Source organism: Pseudoduganella violacea (assembly GCF_014191875.1).
Lineage (GTDB): Bacteria > Pseudomonadota > Gammaproteobacteria > Burkholderiales > Burkholderiaceae_D > Rugamonas > Rugamonas violacea_A.
In genome coordinates this window covers 40,251-58,067 of sequence record NZ_JACHXD010000026.1, presented here as the reverse complement: position 1 = coordinate 58,067, position 17,817 = coordinate 40,251, and the positions used below count along the sequence as shown (strand labels likewise).

The window sequence follows — 17,817 nt, the reverse complement described above, 5'->3', positions numbered from 1 at the left end:
CATGGCCGATGGCGAACAGTGGGGATGCCGCTATTGTCTCAGGTCCGACTGCCGCGCGGAGCAGCGCCTGATGAATTAATCAGTGCTTCCCTAGATGTACATAGACTTAAGATCCGCAAAGATCGATATTATTTAATTTGCAACTTTGCGAATACTAATTTTCTCGTCCAAAAAGGTATAAAATCACACAAATCTCAAAATTAATTAATCGACAAATCACAGAAAAATAAAAGGCACCAATGAAAATCTTTCGTTTCACCCCAGTTTTCCTTGCAATTTTCTTTTTAACATCTTGCGCCGGACGCAAACCCGCGCCAATAAACTTACTACAGGTACCTTACTCACCAATTACTGCTGAACGCGACGAGGTAGTTTCACTTCCTACTGAAGGAGCTCGATCAGAAGTAGAGGTAGGCCAGAGTATGGTATCAACAGCGCTCCGTTCCACAACACCAGCAATCGAAACAAAAATGGATATTGTTCACAAAAGTGAACGTATGGGACTCAACTCAGTCACATTTCGGGCTGGAAAATTCTATCTTTCAGGTGAAAATAGAGAAGGAAAATTCTATCGTTCAAGCAATGAGGTTCTGCTCAGTAGAGCCACTACAAGCCGAGTTGTAGGAGGTTTATTCATTCCGAACCAGACTAACAACCCAACAAAGGTATATTGGTTCCCACATCCAAATTCGCGCAACCCGGATGCAGATGATCATCCATCAATCGACTACAAAGCAACAACAGTGGAGCGTTGGGGAAGTACCTCATTTAAAAGAGAGCTAGTTTACAGCGGAGTTTCTCAAAACACAATATCAATTCTCTATCGAGAATTTAAGGATGACATGGCACGCCCCGCCTTCTCTCAAGAACTCAAATATGACTTGGCTCAAGGACGTTCGATTGGCTATAGAGGCGCACGTTTCGAAATTGAACGGGCCACAAACATTTCTATTACATTTAAGGTTTTGAAGTCTTTGGATTAATTTAATTCGCTTAAGTTACAAGGCAACATCAGCCCTTTAAAAAACGAATTATTAGTTCCACCATTACTAACTTCGCAATGAAACTGCTAAAAGAGTCTTTTCAGAAGAAGTGGCGCCAGTCCGCCAGCCAGCCGGGAATCTCTTCCACCGGCATTGGGCTGGCAATGTAGAAGCCCTGGGCGTAGGTACAGCCCAGGCCTTGCAGAAAGTCCCAGTCCTGGCGGGTTTCGACGCCGACGGCGCAGGAGTGCCGATCCAGGCTGCGCGCCAGGCCAAGGCAGGATTTGAGCACAGTGCCGATGGCTCGCTTTCTTGAGGCGCCATCGACGAAGCTGCGGTCAATTTTGAGTTCCGAAAATGGGATGGCCGCCAGCAGTTGCAGGTTCGAACGCGCGGTGCCGTAATCGTCGATGGCCAGGCCGAAACCCAGCATGCGCAGGCGCAGCAGGCGTTCCAGGAAGTGCGCGTTGGTGGACAGCACGGCCGATTCGGTGATCTCGAAGGTGATGTAGTCGGCCAGGATGCGGTGGCGTTCCAGGCAGGCCGTCATCTGCGGGATGAACTGGGGATGGGCCAGCGTGGTGGGATCGACGTTGACCGAGAAGGAAATCGGGATGTTCTGATCGTGCAGCGCGCGGCAGGCGGCCACCGATTTTTCGATCATGCTCCAGTCGAGGAAATCGATGCGCCGGTTCTCCTCCAGCACGCCGACAAAGGCGGCCGGTCCGAGCACGCCATGCTGGGGGTGGCGCCAGCGCGCAAACATCTCCAAGCCCTTTAACTGCCCGGTTTCCAGCTCGATCTTGGGCTGGAAGAAGGGATCGAATTCGCGCGCCTGCAGGCCGCGGCCCACGTCGGCGAAGCTGAAGGACGGCAGATTCACCGGCTTGGCCGTGGCGACGGGCGTGGTGTAGTTGGCGATCAGGGGCTGCAGGCGTGTGCTGCTGAGCGGTTTGCCGAGGGCGCCCAGCAGATTAACGCCGTAGGCCAAGGCCATGGTTTCGACGCAGAACAGCAGGTCGCTGCTTTGCGAGCCGACCACGATCAGGCCGGCGGCGCTGTCGGCATCGGACAGGCGGCGTATCAGTTCCAGCCCGTCCATGCCGGGCAGGGCCAGGTCCAGCAAGGCGATGTCGATGGGCGGTTCGCTGCCCTCCAGCATATTCAGGGCGGTCTGCCCATCCGCCACCGTCGAGACGCGTACCGCGCCCATATGGCGCAGCATCCCGGCCAGCAGTTCGCGCTGGACCGGTTCACCTTCCGCCACCAGAAAATGCAAAGCCGCGATATCCATGGATTGCTCCTGTACGCGCGCCGCGAGGGCATTAAGCCTGATTCTGCCTTACTTGCTCGAAAAAGCATACCGCCGCGCACGCGGCAACATTCAACGACTCGACCTTGCCAAGGTGCGGGATCACCACCTGGTGGCGCGCCAGCGACAGCAATTCGTCCGACACGCCCTGCCCTTCATGGCCCAATACCCAAGCCACGGGCTGGCGCAGGTCAACGTCGTACAGGCGCTGCTTGGCATAGCCGCTGGTCGCCAGGGTGGCGATGCGGGACTTTTCCAGCAGCGGCGCCAGTTCGACGTTTTCGAAAATATCCAGCACGAAGTGGGCGCCCATCGCGGCGCGCAGCACCTTGGGCGACCAGCAGAAGGCCGTGCCAGGGCTGCAATACACTTCCTTGATGCCGGCCGCCGCTGCGCTGCGCAGGATGGAGCCGACGTTGCCGGGGTCTTGCAGATTGTCGAGCAGGACGGCGTTCACGCTCAGCGCGGCCGGCGTTTCGCGTTGCGGCGTCTCCACCATGAACATCAGGCCGACGCCATGTTCGACCTGGCTGATGGCGTTGTACAGCGCGTCGGGCAGGCTCAGACAGTGGGCGTGGTGGGCCTGCAATTGCATCACGATGGCCGCCACTTCCGGATGGTGCAGCGCCGATTCGCTGACAATGCACTGCTCCGGCGCGCCGCGCAGCTGCAGCCAGGTCTCACACAGGTGCACGCCGTCGAGCAGGGTGCGGCCGGCCTTGCGGCGCGCCTGCGAGCTGGTGGCGAGCTGCTTGAGTTCCTTGTATTGCGCGTTGTCGCGCGAGGTGATCGATTTCATCGCAGCGCCTCCAGCACCTTGCGCACCGGCGCGTAGGAGCGGCGGTGCACCGGCGATACGCCGTGCAGTTGCAGGCGCTCCAGATGCAGGGCCGTGGGATAGCCCTTGTGCTGGTCGAAGCCGTATTGCGGATACTGCAGGTGCAGCTTGACCAGCGCCGCGTCGCGCGCGGTCTTCGCCAGGATCGAGGCAGCCGAAATAGCTTCCACCTTGTTGTCGCCGTCGACGATGGCGATGGACTGGATCTTCATGACCGGGCAGCGGTTGCCGTCGATCAGGGCCAGGGTCGGGATGGTGGACAAGGCCTCGACCGCGCGGCGCATGGCCAGCATGCTCGCCTGCAGGATGTTGATCTTGTCGATTTCCTCTTCCGACGCTTCGGCAATGGCCCAGGCCACGGCGTGCTGCATGATCAGCGGTGCCAGCGCGTCGCGCTTGGCTTCGGTCAGTTTTTTCGAATCGCGCAGGCCGTCGATGGGACGGCCGGGATGCAGGATCACGGCGGCGGCGAACACCGGGCCGGCCAGCGGGCCGCGCCCTGCTTCGTCCACGCCGCAGATGATTTCGTCGGGCGAGTCCGGCAAGTCGTCAAACAGGCCGTTTTGTTGGTTCTTCACTTTGAATTGATCACTTTCATGACCGCTGCCGCACCTTCGGCCGCGCTATTGCGCAGCAGGCTGTGGTGCATATCGCTAAAGCGCTGGGCCAGGCGCAGGCGGTGCGGCGCATCGCTGAGCTGCTGCCACATAGCTTCGGCCAGGGCTTCGGCGCTGGCGGCGTTTTGCAGCAGCTCCGGCACCAGGAATTCGCGCGCCAGAATGTTCGGCAGGCCGATCCAGGGCTGGTAGCCCATATGGCGCATGATTTCCCAGGAAGCGCGCATCATCTTGTAGGCAATGACCATGGGCTTCTTGAACAGCGCCACTTCCAGCGAGGCCGTGCCGGAGGCCACCAGCACCGCGTCGGCGGCGCAGATGGCGGTGTGCGACTGGCCGTCGAGCAGCGTGATTTCGACGTCCTGCAGACCGGCTTCGGCCACCAGTTGCAAGAAGTATTGGCGCTGCTTCTCGCCCGCCATCGGCGCGATGAAGCGCAGCGAGCGGTCGCGCTGCTTGAGCAGCTTGCAGGCGCCGACAAAGGCAGCGGTATTGTACTTAAGTTCGGACATGCGGCTGCCCGGCATCAGCGTGACCACATTGGCATCCTCGGGCAGGCCAAGCTGGCGGCGCGCGCCCGCTTCGTCCGGATTCAGCGGAATCACTTCCGCCAGCGGATGTCCAACATAGGTCACCGGCACGCCAGCCTTCTGGTAGATCGCTTCCTCAAACGGAAACACCACCAGCATGTGCGACACGGATTTGATGATTTTCTTGATGCGTCCACCGCGCCAGGCCCAGATCTGCGGCCCGATGTAGTGCACGGTGGGGATGCCGGCTTCCTTCAGCCGCGCCTCCAGCCCCAGGTTAAAGCCCGGATAGTCGGCGCCGATGAAGACCGCCGGTCTTTCGGCCAGCAGCTGCTCGCACAGCGTGTTCTGGATGCCTTTCAGCTCGCGGTAGCGCGGGATGATTTCGAACAGGCCGCGCACGGTGAGCTTGTCCATCGGCCAGTGGGATTCGAAGCCTTGGGCCAGCATGTTCGCGCCGCCGATGCCGTGGAAACGCGCCTCGGGCAGCTGCGGACGCAGGCCGCCCAGCAGGCGGCTGGCCAGCAGGTCGCCGGACGGTTCGCCAGCAACGACCGCGACCGAAAGATCAGCGGACGATGCCACGGCTTGCCGTATCCAGGAACTCGCGCATGGCGCGCACATGGACGTCGCCGCCGCTGGCCACCACGTCGGCTTCGGCTTCCTGCGCCAGCAGGGCCGCCTTGGCCTCTTCCAGCGTCAGGCCGGAACGGTACAGGGTCTTGTAGGCGGCGCGGATGGCGTTGATCTGCTCGCGCGTGAAGCCGCGGCGTTTCAGGCCTTCGATATTCACGCCGTGGGCCTGGGCCGGATTGCCGTTCAGCAGAACGAAAGGCGGCACGTCCTGGGTCAGGCTGGTGCTCATGCCGACGAAGGCGTGCGGCCCGATCTTGCAGAACTGGTGCACGTTGGCGAAGCCGCTCATGATCACCCAGTCGCCGATCTCGACGTGGCCGGCGAGCTGCGCGTTGTTGGAGAAGATCGTATTGCTGCCCACCGTGCAGTCGTGCGCCAGGTGGACGTAAGCCGAAATCCAGTTATCGTTGCCGAGCGTGGTCACGCCTTTGTCCTGCACCGTGCCGGTGTTGAAGGTGCAGAATTCGCGGATGGTGTTGCGGTCGCCGATCACCAGGCGGGTCGGCTCGCCGCTCCACTTCTTATCCTGCGGCGCGGCGCCGATGGACGAGAACTGGAAGAACTGGTTGTCCTTGCCGATCGTGGTATGGCCTTCGATGACGACGTGCGGGCCGACCTTGGTGCCGGCGCCGATCGTCACATTGGGGCCGATGATCGAGTAAGGGCCGATCTCGACGCCCTCGTCCAGCTGGGCTTTCGGATCGACGATGGCGCTTGGGTGTACGCTTGCCATTACTGCCCCGCTGGCTGGCTCGCGTCGGCGGCGTTACGGATGGTGCACATCAAATCAGCTTCCACGGCCACCTGGCCGTCCACGCTGCCCACGGCCTTGTATTTCCAGATACCGCGCGAAACGCGCAGGATTTCCACGTCCATGCGCAGCTGGTCGCCAGGGACCACCGGGCGCTTGAAGCGCGCATTGTCGATGCCCACGAACAGGACCACCGAATTCTCGTCCGGCTTGATCTTCATGGTCAGGAAGGACACCAGGGCGGCGGTCTGCGCCATCGCCTCGATCATCAGCACGCCCGGCATCACCGGCTTGTGCGGGAAGTGGCCGTTGAAGAACTCTTCGTTTACGGTCACGTTCTTGATGGCGGTGATGTTCTTGCCGTCTTCCCAGTTCAGCACACGGTCCACCAGCAGCAGCGGATAGCGGTGCTGCAGGAATTCCTTGATTTCGCAGATGCCCAGGGTTTTGTTTTCAGTAGTCATGATTCGTCTTGATTCGTTATCGTTTTAATGGTTTTTTCCAGCGCGCGGATCTTGTCGCGCATGGCGGACAAGTTGCGCACGATGGCGGCGGATTTTTCCCACTCGCTGTTTTTCGCCAGCGGATAGAAGCCGGTGTACTGCCCCGCTTCCAAAATGGAGCGCGAGACCATGCTGCCCGAGGAGACATGCACGTGGTCGGCGATGGTCAGGTGGCCCAGCACCATGGCCGCGCCGCCGAAGGTGCAGTACTTGCCGATCTTGGCGCTGCCCGCCACGCCGACGCAGCCGGCCATGGCCGTGTGCGCGCCGATATGGCAGTTATGGCCGATCTGGATCTGGTTGTCCAGCTTGACGCCATCTTCGATGATGGTGTCGGCCAACGCGCCGCGGTCGATGGTGGTATTGGCGCCGATGTCCACATCGTCGCCGATCACCACGCAGCCCACCTGCGGAATCTTGATGTACACGCCGCCTTCGTTGGCGAAGCCGAAACCATCGGTGCCGATCACGGCGCCCGAATGGATGATGCCGCGCTGGCCGATGCGGCAGCGCGCGTGGAAGGTCACGTTGGCGAAGAAGTGCGTATCCGCGCCGACCACCGCCTCGCGGCCGATATAGCAGCCGGCGTCGATCACGGCGCGCGCGCCGACCACGGCGCCCGCCTCCACCGTCACCTGCGGGCCGATATGGGCGCTGGCGTCGACCCGCGCGCTCTCGTGCACCACGGCGCTGGGGTGGATGCCGGCCGGCGGCACGATGGCCGTCAGCGACTCGAAGTACTGGGCCGCCCTGGCGAAGTAGACATACGGGTTCTTGACGACGATGCGCGCGCCCTGGAACTGCTCGGCGACGATGGCGTCGTCGGCGGCCGACACGATCATGGCCGCCGCCTGGCTTTGTCCGGCCTGGGAGCGGAATTTGCTGTTGCTGAGAAAGCTGATGTGCGAAGCGCCGGCGTCCGTCAACGGCGCGATTCCGATCACCTCAAGGTTCGGGTCGCCCACCAACTGCCCGCCCAAGCGTTCGACCAATTCTCCTAGTCGAGTGCCCATCGGGGTGTTCCAATCCAATCTAAAAACTGTTTACTTATCCTTGTCCAGCGCGGCCAAGACCTTGTCGGTAATGTCGATGCGCGGGCTGGCCCAGACGGCGTCCTGCAGCACAATGTCGAAGCCTTCGGTGAGCGCCAGCTGCTTGATGATGCGCGTCGCCTTCTCGGCGATGGCGGCGCGCTCCTCGTTGGTGCGTTGGTTCAGGTCTTCGCGGAACTCGCGCTGGCGGCGCTGGAATTCCTTCTCCAGTTCGAAGTATTCCTTCTGCCGCTTGACGCGCTCGGCCTCGGCCAGCGTGGCGTTATCCTTCTCCAGCTTTTCCGACACCGTTTTCATGCGCACGGCCAGGTCCTGCACCGCTTTTTCGCGCCGCGAGAATTCTTCCGCCAGCTTGTCGCCGGCCGCCTTGGCCAGTTTCGACTCATTGTAAATGCGTTCGGAACTGAGCCAGGCGATCTTGGATGACTGGGCATATGCCGGCGCCAGGGACAGCAGTCCCAGGGCGAGCACGGCAAAATACTTGGTCAGCGTAGCGGGAGCGGTCTTCAACATGGTTCTCCGTAGTATTTGTTATTGCTCTTTGATATTAGAAACCTGCGCCCATCTGGAACTGGAAGCGCTCCAGGCGGTCACCCGGCTTGGCGTTCAAAGGCTTAGCATAACTCAACTTGAGCGGACCGACCGGGGAAATCCAGCTGATACCCAGGCCGGTGGAGAAGCGCAGTTCCGAGATGCGCATTTTTTCGCGCTCGCGGTAAACCTGGCCGCCATCCAGGAAGCCGAACCAGCGCAAGCTGCGGTCCTGGCCCTGGCCTGGGAAGGGCATCTGCAATTCGGAGTTGATCAGCAGGCGCGAAGCACCGCCCAGCGCATCGCGGCTGAGCGGATCGAGCATGCCGAGCGAGGAGCTTTCATAGCCGCGCACCGAACCGATGCCGCCGGCGTAGAAGTTCTTGAAGACCGGGTACTGCTTCTTGCCGAAGCTGCGGCCCAGGCCAATCTCGCCCTTCAGGGCCAGCGTGACTTTGGAGAACAGGGGGCGGAACCACTGGTATTCATATACCGCGCGGCCGTACTTCGATTCGCCGATGAAGTCCGCCTCCAGGTTCACGCGCTGGTACTGGCCGATGGTCGGGGTCAGCGCGCTGTCGCGGCTGTCGCGCTGCCATGCCACCGTCAACGGCACCGAGTTGGCCGACGCGGTACCGATACCGTTGGCCGGGCCGCCGATGCTGCGCAGATAGGTGCGCCAGAAGGTCGGGCTGCTGCTGTCGGTTTCGACTTGCGAGTGTTCCAGGCCGATGCCGAAGAAGACGGTATCGACTTCCGAGAACGGCACGCCGAAGCTGATGCGGCCGCCGGTCTGGCGGATCGAATAGCCGCCGATATTGATCGCCGGCGGGCGGTAGGTGCGCAGATAGACTTCATAGCTGCGCGACACGCCGTCGTCGGTGAAGTAAGGATTGGTGTGCGAGAACGCGATCGAGCGGTTGTACTTGCTGGTGTTGAGCTCAATACCCACGGTATTGCCCGAACCGGCGAAGTTGGCCTGCTGGATCGATGCCGAGAAGGTGAACTTCTCCGCTTGCGAGAAGGCGCCGCCGATCTGGAAGTTGCCGGTCGGTTTCTCGACCACGGTCAGGTTCACGTCGACCTGGTCGGAAGTGCCTTGCGCTTCCGGCGTATCGATGGTCACGTCCTTGAAGTAACCCAGGCGGTCGACGCGGTCGCGCGTCAGCTTGACGCGGTTGGCGTCGTACCAGCTCGATTCGAATTGGCGGAATTCGCGGCGGATCACTTCATCGCGGGTGGTGGTGTTGCCGGCGATATTCATGTGGCGCACATAGGCGCGCTTGCCCGGATCGACGAAGAAGGTAAAGCCCACTTCGCGTTTTTCGCGGTCGATGTCCGGGTTGGCGTTGACGTTGGCGAAGGCGTAGCCGAAGGTCGCCAGGCGGTCCTGGATCAGCTTATTGGTGGCGGTCAGGCGCTCGCCCGAATACACATCGCCTTTGCGCAGCAGCACCAGCTGGCGCAGCTCGTCCTCGCGGCCGAACATCTCGCCTTCGAACTTGATGTCGGAGACTTTGTACTTCTCGCCTTCGACGATATTGATGGTGATGTAGATGTCCTTCTTGTCCGGGGTGATCGAGACCTGGGTCGATTCGACCTGCATCTCCACGTAGCCGCGGTTCAGATAGTAGGACTTGAGCGACTCGATGTCGCCGGTCAGCTTGGTCTTGGAATACTGGTTGGCCTTGGTGTACCAGCTGAACCAGCCGCCGGTGTTCAGGGCCAGCTGGTCGCGCAGCTCCTTGTCGGAGAAGGCCTTATTGCCTACCAGGTTGATCTGCTTGATCTTGGCCACTTCGCCCTCGTCCACCGCGAAGGTGATGCTGACGCGGTTGCGCTCCAGCGGGGTGACGGTGGTGGTCACTTTCACGCCATACAGGCCGCGCGACAGGTATTGGCGCTTGAGTTCCTGCTCGGCGCGATCGACCGAGGCCTTGTCGAAGATCTTGGTTTCGCCGACGCCGATATCCTTCAGCGCCTTGACCAGCATGTCCTTCTCGAATTCCTTGGTGCCCGTGAAATCGACCTTGGCGATGGCCGGACGCTCTTCCACCAGCACCACCAGCACGTCGCCGTCGGCTTCCAGTTTCACGTCCTTGAAGAAGCCGGTCGCGTACAGCGCCTTGATGGTGCTGATGCTCTTGTCTTCGGTGAAGGTCTCGCCCACGCGCACCGGCAGGTAGCTGAACACGGTGCCGGCTTCCGTCCGCTGGATGCCCTCCACGCGGATATCCTTGACGACAAAGGGTTCAAGGGCCAGCGCGCTGCCGGAGCAGAGTGCCAGAGCGGCGGCGCCGATCAGGCTGCGGCGAAAGGAAGGCAAGGCAAAGCGGTCAGAATATAATTTCATTGGCAAATTCAATGGCTTAAATCAGTGGACTACATTTACAAAACGCATGCCGCCGGCCGTGCTTTTACAGCAGCCGGGCAAGATCGTTGAACACGGCCAGCACCATCAAGGCCACCAGCAAGCCCACACCAAGGCGCTGCGCCAGATCGGCAAAACGCTCGGACACGGGGCGTCCAGTTAAAACTTCCAGCGAATAATACAGCAAATGCCCCCCATCCAGAACAGGAATCGGTAGCAAATTCATCACCCCAAGACTGATACTGATGAAGGCGATGAACTGCAGATAGCTTACTGCGCCTATCCGCGATGTTTGTCCCGCATAATCGGCGATCGTGATCGGGCCGGTGACATTGCGCCAGGACGCTTCGCCGGTGATCATCTTGCCGATCATCTTCACGGTCAGCACGCTGGTTTCCCAAACCTTGCGCACCGCCTTTTCCAGCGCCTGCGCCGGCGCCGAAGTGACGGTAATCATATCCGGCGCCATCGGCACCTCGACCTTGATCTTACCGACTGTTACAGGCTGTCCGCCCTTGGCGTCGGTTTCGGCGTCGGGCGTCAACTCCAGCGCGAAAAGCTGGCCGGCACGCCGGCCTTCGATGTGCAGGCTGCGGCCAGGCGCCTTGCGCACCGCGTCGATAAAGGCCAGGCCATCTGCCACGGCCACGCCATCGACGCGCTGAATCAGGTCGCCGCTGCGCAGGCCGGCGCGCGCACCGGCGCCTTCGGCCATCACGCGGCCCACCAGCGCGGGCGGACGGGCCACTGCAATGCCCAGCGCGGTCGGCACGTCGCCTTCCAGGCTGAGGGAGGAAAATGCGGAAGCGGGCAAATCGAGCTGGCGCCGGCCTTCGCCCTGGCGTTCGATGTCGAGGCGGGCGCCCTGCTTGTCGACCACGGACTGGATCAGCGCCCAGCGCAACTCGCTCCAGCCGCGCACCGGCTGCCCGTTGATGGCGACAACCTGGTCGCCGCCCTGGATGCCGACGGTGGCGGCCACGGTGTCGGCGGCCGGTGGCGCCAGCAGGGTCGAAGGCTCGTCCACGCCATGCATGTACAGGCCGGCGAACAGCAGGATGGCAAGCAGGAAGTTGGCGAGCGGACCGGCGGCCACGATGGCGATGCGCTTCCACACGTTCTGGCGCGTGAACTCGCGTTTCAGGTCGGACTCGGGCAGGCCATGCAGATCCTGCTCGCGGCCGTCCAGCATCTTCACGTAGCCGCCCAGCGGCAAGGCCGACACCGCCCACTCGGTCTGGTCGGGACCGAAGCGGCGCGACCACACCACCTGCCCCATGCCGACCGAGAAGCGCAGCACTTTCACGCCGCACCAGCGCGCCACCAGATAGTGGCCCAGTTCATGGATGACGATCAGCGTACCCAGCGCAACCGCGAAAGCCAGCAGGGTTTGCAGGAAGCTCATTTGGCCTGCGCGCCGATCAGGGTTTCAGCGGCGGCGCGCGCCGCCGCGTCCTGCGCCATCAGCGCCTCGATGCTGGAAACGGCGCCGTGCGACAGCTCGTCCATCACGCGCGCGATCACGCGGTCGATCTGGCGGAAGCCGATGCGCTGCTCGAGGAAGGCTTGCACCGCCACCTCGTTGGCCGCGTTCAGCAGGGTCGGCGCGGTGCCGCCGGCGCGCAGCGCGTCGAAGGCCAGGGCCAGACAGGGGAAGCGCTGGAAGTCGGGTTTTTCGAATTGCAGGGTGCCGATCCGGGTCAGGTCCAGCTGGGCCACGCCGGAAGCGATGCGCTCCGGATAAGCCAGGGCGTGCGCGATCGGCGTGCGCATATCGGGGTTGCCCAGTTCCGCCAGCACCGAGCCGTCGTTATAGGACACCATGGAGTGGATCACCGACTGCGGATGGATCACCACCTCGATCTGGTCGGCGGGCGCGCCGAACAGCCAGTGCGCTTCGATCACTTCCAGACCCTTGTTCATCATGGTGGCCGAATCGACCGAGATCTTGCGGCCCATCACCCACTTCGGATGCTTGCAGGCTTCGTCCGGCGTCACGCTGTCGAGCGTCTCGACGGCGCGCTTGAGGAAGGGGCCGCCGGAAGCGGTCAACAGGATCTTGCTCACGCCGGCCGCCGCCGGCACGCGGCCATAGCCTTGCGGCAGGCACTGGAAGATCGCATTGTGTTCGCTGTCGATCGGCAGCAGCACGGCGCCGCTGTCCTGCACCGCGTCCATGAAGAGCTGGCCGGACATGACCAGCGCTTCCTTGTTCGCCAGCAGCACCTTCTTGCCGGCGCGCGCGGCGGCCAGGGTCGGCGCCAGACCGGCCGCGCCGACGATCGCCGCCATCACGCTGTCGACGGCGGCGGCGCTGGCAACATCGCACAGCGCCTGCTCGCCCCACTCCACTTCGGTGCGCAAGCCTTTGGCGCGCAGCAGCGCGTCCAGTTGCGCGGCGGCGGCGGCCGTGCCGACCACGGCGCGCACGGGGCGGAACTGCGCGCACTGGGCGGCCAGTTCCTCGACGCGGCTATGCGCCGTCAGCGCATACACGGTATAGCGTTCGGGATGGCGCGCCACCACATCCAGCGTGGAAACGCCGATGGAGCCGGTTGCGCCAAGTATGGTAATGCTTTGCATAGGAGTCCTTAGAGCCAGGCGCTGACCAGGGCCGCCACCGGCAAGGCCGGCACCAGCGCGTCGATGCGGTCGAGCACGCCGCCATGACCGGGCAGCAGCGTGCTGCTGTCCTTCATGCCGGCGCGGCGCTTGAGCTGGGATTCAAACAGGTCGCCCACCACGGAGGCGATCACGATCACGGTCAATACGGCCAGGGCCTTGAACCAGCCCATGGACGCCTGCAGCTTGACGGCGAAGGTGTCGGCCAGCAGCGGCACGCTGTCGGCCAGCACGATGCTCAGCGCGGACAGGACCAGCACGGCGATCCAGCCGCCGATCGCGCCTTCCCAGGATTTGCCGGGCGAGATGCTGGGCGCCAGCTTGCGCTTGCCGAACGCCTTGCCGGCGAAGTAGGCGCCGATGTCGGCGATCCACACCAGGGCCATGGCCGACAGCAGGTAAGTAGGCGAATGCAGATACAGCGTGAGGATGGCGACGAAGCAGCCGACCAGGGTCACGGCGTAGATCAGGCTGAGCATGACATTGCCCATGCCGTCCAGCGGCGGCAGGCCGAATTTGAGCGTGGGTGCGAAGCGCAGCAGCCAGACCAGCAGGCTCAGGGCGAGCCAGAACTTGGCGGCGCTATGGCCGCCCGCATGCAGGAAGGTATAGGCGAAGGCCGCGGTCCAGAAGGCCGCCACCAGCAGCGGGCGCTTGTTGCCGAACAGGCGGAAGCTTTCCCACACGGCGGCGGCGAAGAACACGGCCAGCACGGCGGCAAAGACCGGGAAATAGTTCAGGAACAAGGCCGGCAGCAGCACCGCCAGCAGGACCAGGGCGGTAATAATCCGTGTTTTCAGCATCAGTTAGTCGTTTCCACCAGTTGTTCGCCGGTGCGGCCAAAGCGCCGCTCGCGGTTCTGATATGAGGCAATGGCCGCGTCCAGGCGCTCGGCGGTGAAGTCGGGCCAGTAAGTATCGGTGAAGTACAGCTCGGTATACGCCAGCTGCCACAGCAGGAAATTGGAAATGCGCTCTTCGCCGCCGGTGCGGATGAACAGGTCGGGCTCGGGCGCATAGGCCATGGCCAGGTGCGGAGCCAGCTGCGCCTCGCTGAAATCGCTGGCGCCGGGATGGGCGGCCACCATCTTGCCCACGGCCTGCATGATGTCCCAGCGGCCGCCGTAATTGGCGCAGACGGTGACGGTCAGGCGGGTGTTGGCGGCGGTCTTGCGCTCGGCGGCGGCGATCATCGCCTGCAGCTTGGCGTCGAAGCGGCTCAAGTCGCCCACCACCTTGAGACGGATATTATTGGCGTGCATCTTCGCCACTTCGCGCTCGAGGGCGGTGACGAACAGGCGCATCAGCAGCGACACTTCCTCTTCGGGACGGCGCCAGTTCTCGGAACTGAAGGCGAACACGGTCAGGTACTCGATGCCGCGCTCGGCGCAGGCCTCGACCACGGTGCGCACGGCTTCCACGCCCTTGACGTGGCCGGCCACGCGCGGCAGGAAGCGCTTGGTGGCCCAGCGGCCATTGCCATCCATGATGATGGCCACATGGCGCGGCACTTTTGGCGCTTCAGGGACTGCAGTCGTAGAACTCGAATATTTCATGAAAACGCTAAAGCCAGTAAATGTGGGTCATACCCGAAAAAACCGAAAACCGGGGACAGACCCGGGGTTTTCCACAATCTTGCCAGAAAACCCGCGTCCGTCCCCGGTTTTTGGACCTTAAACGGTCAGAACTTCTTTTTCTTTTTCGGCAACGATCTTGTCGATGTCGGCGATGAACTTGTCGGTCAGCTTCTGCACTTCGTCGGAGGCGCGGCGCTCTTCGTCTTCCGAGATGGCTTTGTCCTTGACCAGCTTTTTCAGCGATTCATTGGCGTCGCGGCGGATATTGCGCACGGCGATCTTGCCGTCTTCGGCTTCGCTCTTGCACAGCTTGACCATTTCCTTGCGGCGCTCTTCGGTCAGGGCCGGGGTCGGCACGCGGATCAGGTCGCCCTGCGCGGCCGGGTTCAGGCCCAGGTCGGCTTCACGGATGGCTTTCTCGATGGCGGCGCCCATTTTCTTCTCGAACGGCGTCACGCCGATGGTGCGCGCGTCGACCAGGGTCAGGTTGGCCACCTGGTTGATCGGGGTCGGATTGCCGTAGTAATCGACCATCACGTGGTCGAGAATGCCGGTGTGGGCGCGGCCGGTGCGCACCTTGGCCAGATCGCCTTTCAGCGTTTCCAGCGACTTGTTCATGCGGTCTTGCGCGTTCTTTTTAATGTCGGCGGTGGACATTGCTGCTCTCCTGTTGCTTGCAAATATTGTTAAACGTGTACCAGTGTACCTTCATCTTCACCCATAATCACGCGCATCAGCGCGCCAGGCTTGGTGATGGAGAACACCTTGATCGGCAGTTTCTGGTCGCGGCACAGCGCGAAGGCGGTGGCATCCATCACCTGCAGGTGCTTGGCGATGGCTTCGTCGAAGGTGATCGACGGGAACAGGGTGGCGTTCGGGTCTTTTTTCGGGTCGGCGGAATACACGCCATCGACCTTGGTGGCTTTCAGCACGATTTCCGCGCTCACTTCCGAGCCGCGCAGCGCGGCGGCGGTATCGGTGGTGAAGAAGGGATTGCCGGTGCCGGCGGCGAACACCACCACCTTGCCCTCTTCCAGATACTGCAGCGCCTTCGGGCGCACATACGGTTCCACCACCTGTTCGATGCCGATGGCCGACATCACGCGCGCGGTCACGCCCACATGGCGCATCGCGTCGGCAAGGGCCAGCGCATTCATGACGGTGGCCAGCATGCCCATATAGTCGGCGGTGGCACGGTCCATGCCTTGGGCGCCAGGCGCCACGCCGCGGAAGATATTGCCGCCGCCAATCACGACCGCCAGTTCCACACCCAGTTTCGCGACCTCGGCCACGTCGGCCACCATGCGCTCGATCGTGCCCCGGTTGATGCCGTAAGCATCATCTCCCATCAGGGCTTCGCCGGACAGTTTAAGGAGGACACGCTTGTAGGCTGGTTTTGACATGAGCTGGGGCTCCTAAATTGATTATTCGGTATGACACCGGCGGCAATATTATCGGCATGATACGCGCCGCCGGGAAATTCGCCAGCCCGTTTCGGCCACGGGCTGGGGAAGGCTTAAAAAAACGGGCCTCTCGGCCCGTTTTCTTGATTACGCTCCTTTGGAGGCAGCCATCTGGGCTGCCACTTCGGCGGCGAAGTCGTCCTGCTTCTTCTCGATGCCCTCGCCCACCACGTACATGGTGAAGGCTTTCACGCTGGCGTTCGCGGCTTTCAGCATCTGCTCGACGGACTGCTTGTCGTTCTTCACGAAAGCCTGGTTCAGCAGCGACACTTCTTTCAGGTACTTCTGCACGGAACCTTCCAGGCGCTTGGCGACGATCTCGTCGGACTGGGCTGGCTTGCCTTCGGCAGCCGCTTTGGCCGCGTCTTCTTCGGCCTTGGCCTTGGCGACCGAACGCTCTTTCTCGATCAGTTCGGCAGGCACTTGCTCGGAGGACAGGGCCACCGGCTTCATGGCGGCGATGTGCATCGCCACGTCTTTACCGACTTGCTCGTCGGCGCCGTCGAACTCGACGATCACGCCGATGCGGGTGCCGTGCAGGTAGGAAGCCAGCTTGGCGCTCGATTCGAAGCGCTGGAAGCGGCGAATGGTCATGTTCTCGCCGATCTTGCCGATCAGTGCGGTGCGCACGTCGTCCAGGGTCTTGCCGTCGCCGGCCGGCAGGGCCAGCAGGGCAGCCACGTCGGCCGGGTTGTGCTCGGCCACCAGTTTGGCAGCGGTGTTGGTCAGGGCCAGGAAGTCGTCGTTCTTGGCCACGAAGTCGGTTTCCGAGTTCACTTCGACCAGGGCGCCAACGCCGCCGGCGATGTAAGCTGCCACCACGCCTTCAGCGGTGATGCGGGCCGACGCTTTGGACGCTTTGCCGCCCAGCTTAACGCGCAGAATCTCTTCTGCCTTGCCCATATCGCCATCGGCTTCGGTCAGGGCTTTTTTGCATTCCATCATTGGTGCGTCGGTTTTGGCGCGCAGTTCGCCGACCATTGCTGCAGTAATCGCTGCCATGTAATTCTCCTGTAATTCGGTGGATCAACCGGGGCGGCGCCTTGCGGCAGCCAGCAACATCCGGCATATCGTTAAAAAAAAGGGGGAGCTGATGCCACCCCTTTTCAATGCTCGCTTTTCAGCTCAGCAATCCGCCTGGAAGCGGACCAGAACTTAGGCTTGTTCGTTGACTTCTACGAACTCGTCGCCGGCGCCAGTCTTGATGGTTTCCAGGACTTCAGCGGAGGCGTTGGCACGGCCTTCCAGGATTGCGTCTGCCACGCCGCGGGCGTACAGGGTGATCGCTTTCGAGGAATCGTCGTTACCAGGGATAACGTAGGTCACGCCTTCTGGGGAGTGGTTGGTGTCAACCACGCCGATCACTGGGATGCCCAGTTTTGCAGCTTCGGTGATCGCGCCTTTGTGGTAGCCAACGTCGACCACGAAGATTGCGTCAGGCACGCCGCCCATTTCCTTGATGCCGCCGATGGATTTCTGCAGCTTTTCCATTTCGCGGCTGAACATCAGGGCTTCTTTTTTGGACAGCTTCTCAACGGAACCGTCTTCGATCGCCGCTTCCATGTCTTTCAGACGCTTGATCGAGGTTTTGATGGTTTTGAAGTTGGTCAGCATGCCGCCCAGCCAACGCTGGTCAACATAAGGAACACCGGCGCGTTGTGCTTCGGCAGCGATGATATCGCGAGCCTGGCGCTTGGTGCCCACCATCAGGATGGTGCCACGGGAAGCGGCCACTTGGCGCACGGTCTTCATCGCCTCCTGGTACATCGCCATGGTTTTTTCCAGGTTGATGATGTGAATTTTATTGCGGTGGCCGAAGATGAACGGAGCCATCTTTGGGTTCCAGAAACGGGTTTGGTGGCCGAAATGGACGCCGGCTTCCAGCATTTCACGCATCGTTACAGACATTTTTAACTCCAGGGTTGGGTCTGGAATCCGTTCAGTGACCCTTGCGGGCACCCTTGTCGAGCGGATTCGGGTTTATAAATAAGTAGATTTACAACATTGCTCAAACCGGAATTCAAGCAACCCG

At 61.7% G+C, this 17,817-nt stretch carries 18 protein-coding genes; 1 reads left to right on the top strand and 17 read right to left on the bottom strand.

The window, feature by feature from the left end:
* The first annotated feature begins 239 nt into the window (after window positions 1–239).
* A complete protein-coding gene (locus FHS03_RS26690; protein WP_183443943.1) occupies window positions 240–983 on the top strand; it encodes a hypothetical protein in 744 nt (247 codons plus the stop codon).
* A 100-nt stretch (window positions 984–1,083) separates the two neighbouring features.
* On the opposite strand, the gene FHS03_RS26685 is transcribed toward FHS03_RS26690, so the two are convergent.
* From FHS03_RS26685 to rpsB, 17 genes are all read right to left on the bottom strand, one after another.
* On the bottom strand, window positions 1,084–2,277 hold the full coding sequence (locus FHS03_RS26685) for an EAL domain-containing response regulator (RefSeq protein WP_183443942.1): 1,194 nt from the start codon (window positions 2,275–2,277) through the stop codon (window positions 1,084–1,086).
* A gap of 31 nt (window positions 2,278–2,308) precedes the next feature.
* Window positions 2,309–3,094, bottom strand: a complete 786-nt coding sequence (locus tag FHS03_RS26680; RefSeq protein ID WP_183443941.1) for a TrmH family RNA methyltransferase — start codon at window positions 3,092–3,094, stop codon at window positions 2,309–2,311.
* Complete coding sequence (gene rnhB / locus FHS03_RS26675; protein ID WP_183443940.1) at window positions 3,091–3,711, bottom strand: ribonuclease HII; 621 nt, start codon at window positions 3,709–3,711, stop codon at window positions 3,091–3,093. The genes FHS03_RS26680 and rnhB overlap by 4 nt, the downstream gene beginning before the upstream one ends.
* The gene (gene lpxB, locus FHS03_RS26670) at window positions 3,708–4,865 is read right to left on the bottom strand and encodes a lipid-A-disaccharide synthase (protein ID WP_371871779.1); all 1,158 of its coding nucleotides are present in this window, start codon (window positions 4,863–4,865) and stop codon (window positions 3,708–3,710) included. Before lpxB ends, rnhB begins: the two co-directional genes overlap by 4 nt.
* Entirely contained in the window at window positions 4,849–5,649 is an 801-nt protein-coding gene (gene lpxA / locus FHS03_RS26665) for an acyl-ACP--UDP-N-acetylglucosamine O-acyltransferase (RefSeq protein ID WP_183443938.1), read from the bottom strand. The genes lpxB and lpxA overlap by 17 nt, the downstream gene beginning before the upstream one ends.
* Window positions 5,649–6,131, bottom strand: coding sequence for a 3-hydroxyacyl-ACP dehydratase FabZ (gene fabZ, locus FHS03_RS26660; RefSeq protein WP_183443937.1), 483 nt, complete (start codon window positions 6,129–6,131; stop codon window positions 5,649–5,651). Before fabZ ends, lpxA begins: the two co-directional genes overlap by 1 nt.
* Window positions 6,128–7,183 (bottom strand): UDP-3-O-(3-hydroxymyristoyl)glucosamine N-acyltransferase, encoded by a 1,056-nt coding sequence (gene lpxD, locus FHS03_RS26655; protein ID WP_183443936.1) that lies wholly within the window; start codon window positions 7,181–7,183, stop codon window positions 6,128–6,130. Before lpxD ends, fabZ begins: the two co-directional genes overlap by 4 nt.
* Before the next feature lie 30 nt (window positions 7,184–7,213).
* Complete coding sequence (locus tag FHS03_RS26650; RefSeq protein ID WP_183443935.1) at window positions 7,214–7,735, bottom strand: OmpH/Skp family outer membrane protein; 522 nt, start codon at window positions 7,733–7,735, stop codon at window positions 7,214–7,216.
* 34 nt (window positions 7,736–7,769) lie between these two features.
* A complete protein-coding gene (gene bamA / locus FHS03_RS26645) occupies window positions 7,770–10,106 on the bottom strand; it encodes an outer membrane protein assembly factor BamA (RefSeq protein WP_183443934.1) in 2,337 nt (778 codons plus the stop codon).
* Window positions 10,107–10,170: 64 nt separating this feature from the next.
* Complete coding sequence (gene rseP / locus FHS03_RS26640; RefSeq protein WP_183443933.1) at window positions 10,171–11,529, bottom strand: RIP metalloprotease RseP; 1,359 nt, start codon at window positions 11,527–11,529, stop codon at window positions 10,171–10,173.
* A complete protein-coding gene (ispC, locus tag FHS03_RS26635) occupies window positions 11,526–12,707 on the bottom strand; it encodes a 1-deoxy-D-xylulose-5-phosphate reductoisomerase (RefSeq protein ID WP_183443932.1) in 1,182 nt (393 codons plus the stop codon). Before ispC ends, rseP begins: the two co-directional genes overlap by 4 nt.
* 8 nt (window positions 12,708–12,715) lie before the next feature.
* Complete coding sequence (locus FHS03_RS26630) at window positions 12,716–13,549, bottom strand: phosphatidate cytidylyltransferase (RefSeq protein ID WP_183443931.1); 834 nt, start codon at window positions 13,547–13,549, stop codon at window positions 12,716–12,718.
* Window positions 13,549–14,301, bottom strand: a complete 753-nt coding sequence (gene uppS / locus FHS03_RS26625) for a polyprenyl diphosphate synthase (protein ID WP_050407452.1) — start codon at window positions 14,299–14,301, stop codon at window positions 13,549–13,551. Before uppS ends, FHS03_RS26630 begins: the two co-directional genes overlap by 1 nt.
* A 117-nt stretch (window positions 14,302–14,418) precedes the next feature.
* Window positions 14,419–14,979, bottom strand: a complete 561-nt coding sequence (gene frr / locus FHS03_RS26620; protein WP_050407451.1) for a ribosome recycling factor — start codon at window positions 14,977–14,979, stop codon at window positions 14,419–14,421.
* 29 nt (window positions 14,980–15,008) lie between these two features.
* Window positions 15,009–15,725, bottom strand: a complete 717-nt coding sequence (pyrH, locus tag FHS03_RS26615; protein WP_050407450.1) for a UMP kinase — start codon at window positions 15,723–15,725, stop codon at window positions 15,009–15,011.
* A 147-nt stretch (window positions 15,726–15,872) separates the two neighbouring features.
* On the bottom strand, window positions 15,873–16,787 hold the full coding sequence (gene tsf / locus FHS03_RS26610; protein ID WP_183443930.1) for a translation elongation factor Ts: 915 nt from the start codon (window positions 16,785–16,787) through the stop codon (window positions 15,873–15,875).
* Window positions 16,788–16,940: 153 nt separating this feature from the next.
* The gene (gene rpsB, locus FHS03_RS26605; protein ID WP_183443929.1) at window positions 16,941–17,693 is read right to left on the bottom strand and encodes a 30S ribosomal protein S2; all 753 of its coding nucleotides are present in this window, start codon (window positions 17,691–17,693) and stop codon (window positions 16,941–16,943) included.
* Window positions 17,694–17,817: the final 124 nt, after the last annotated feature.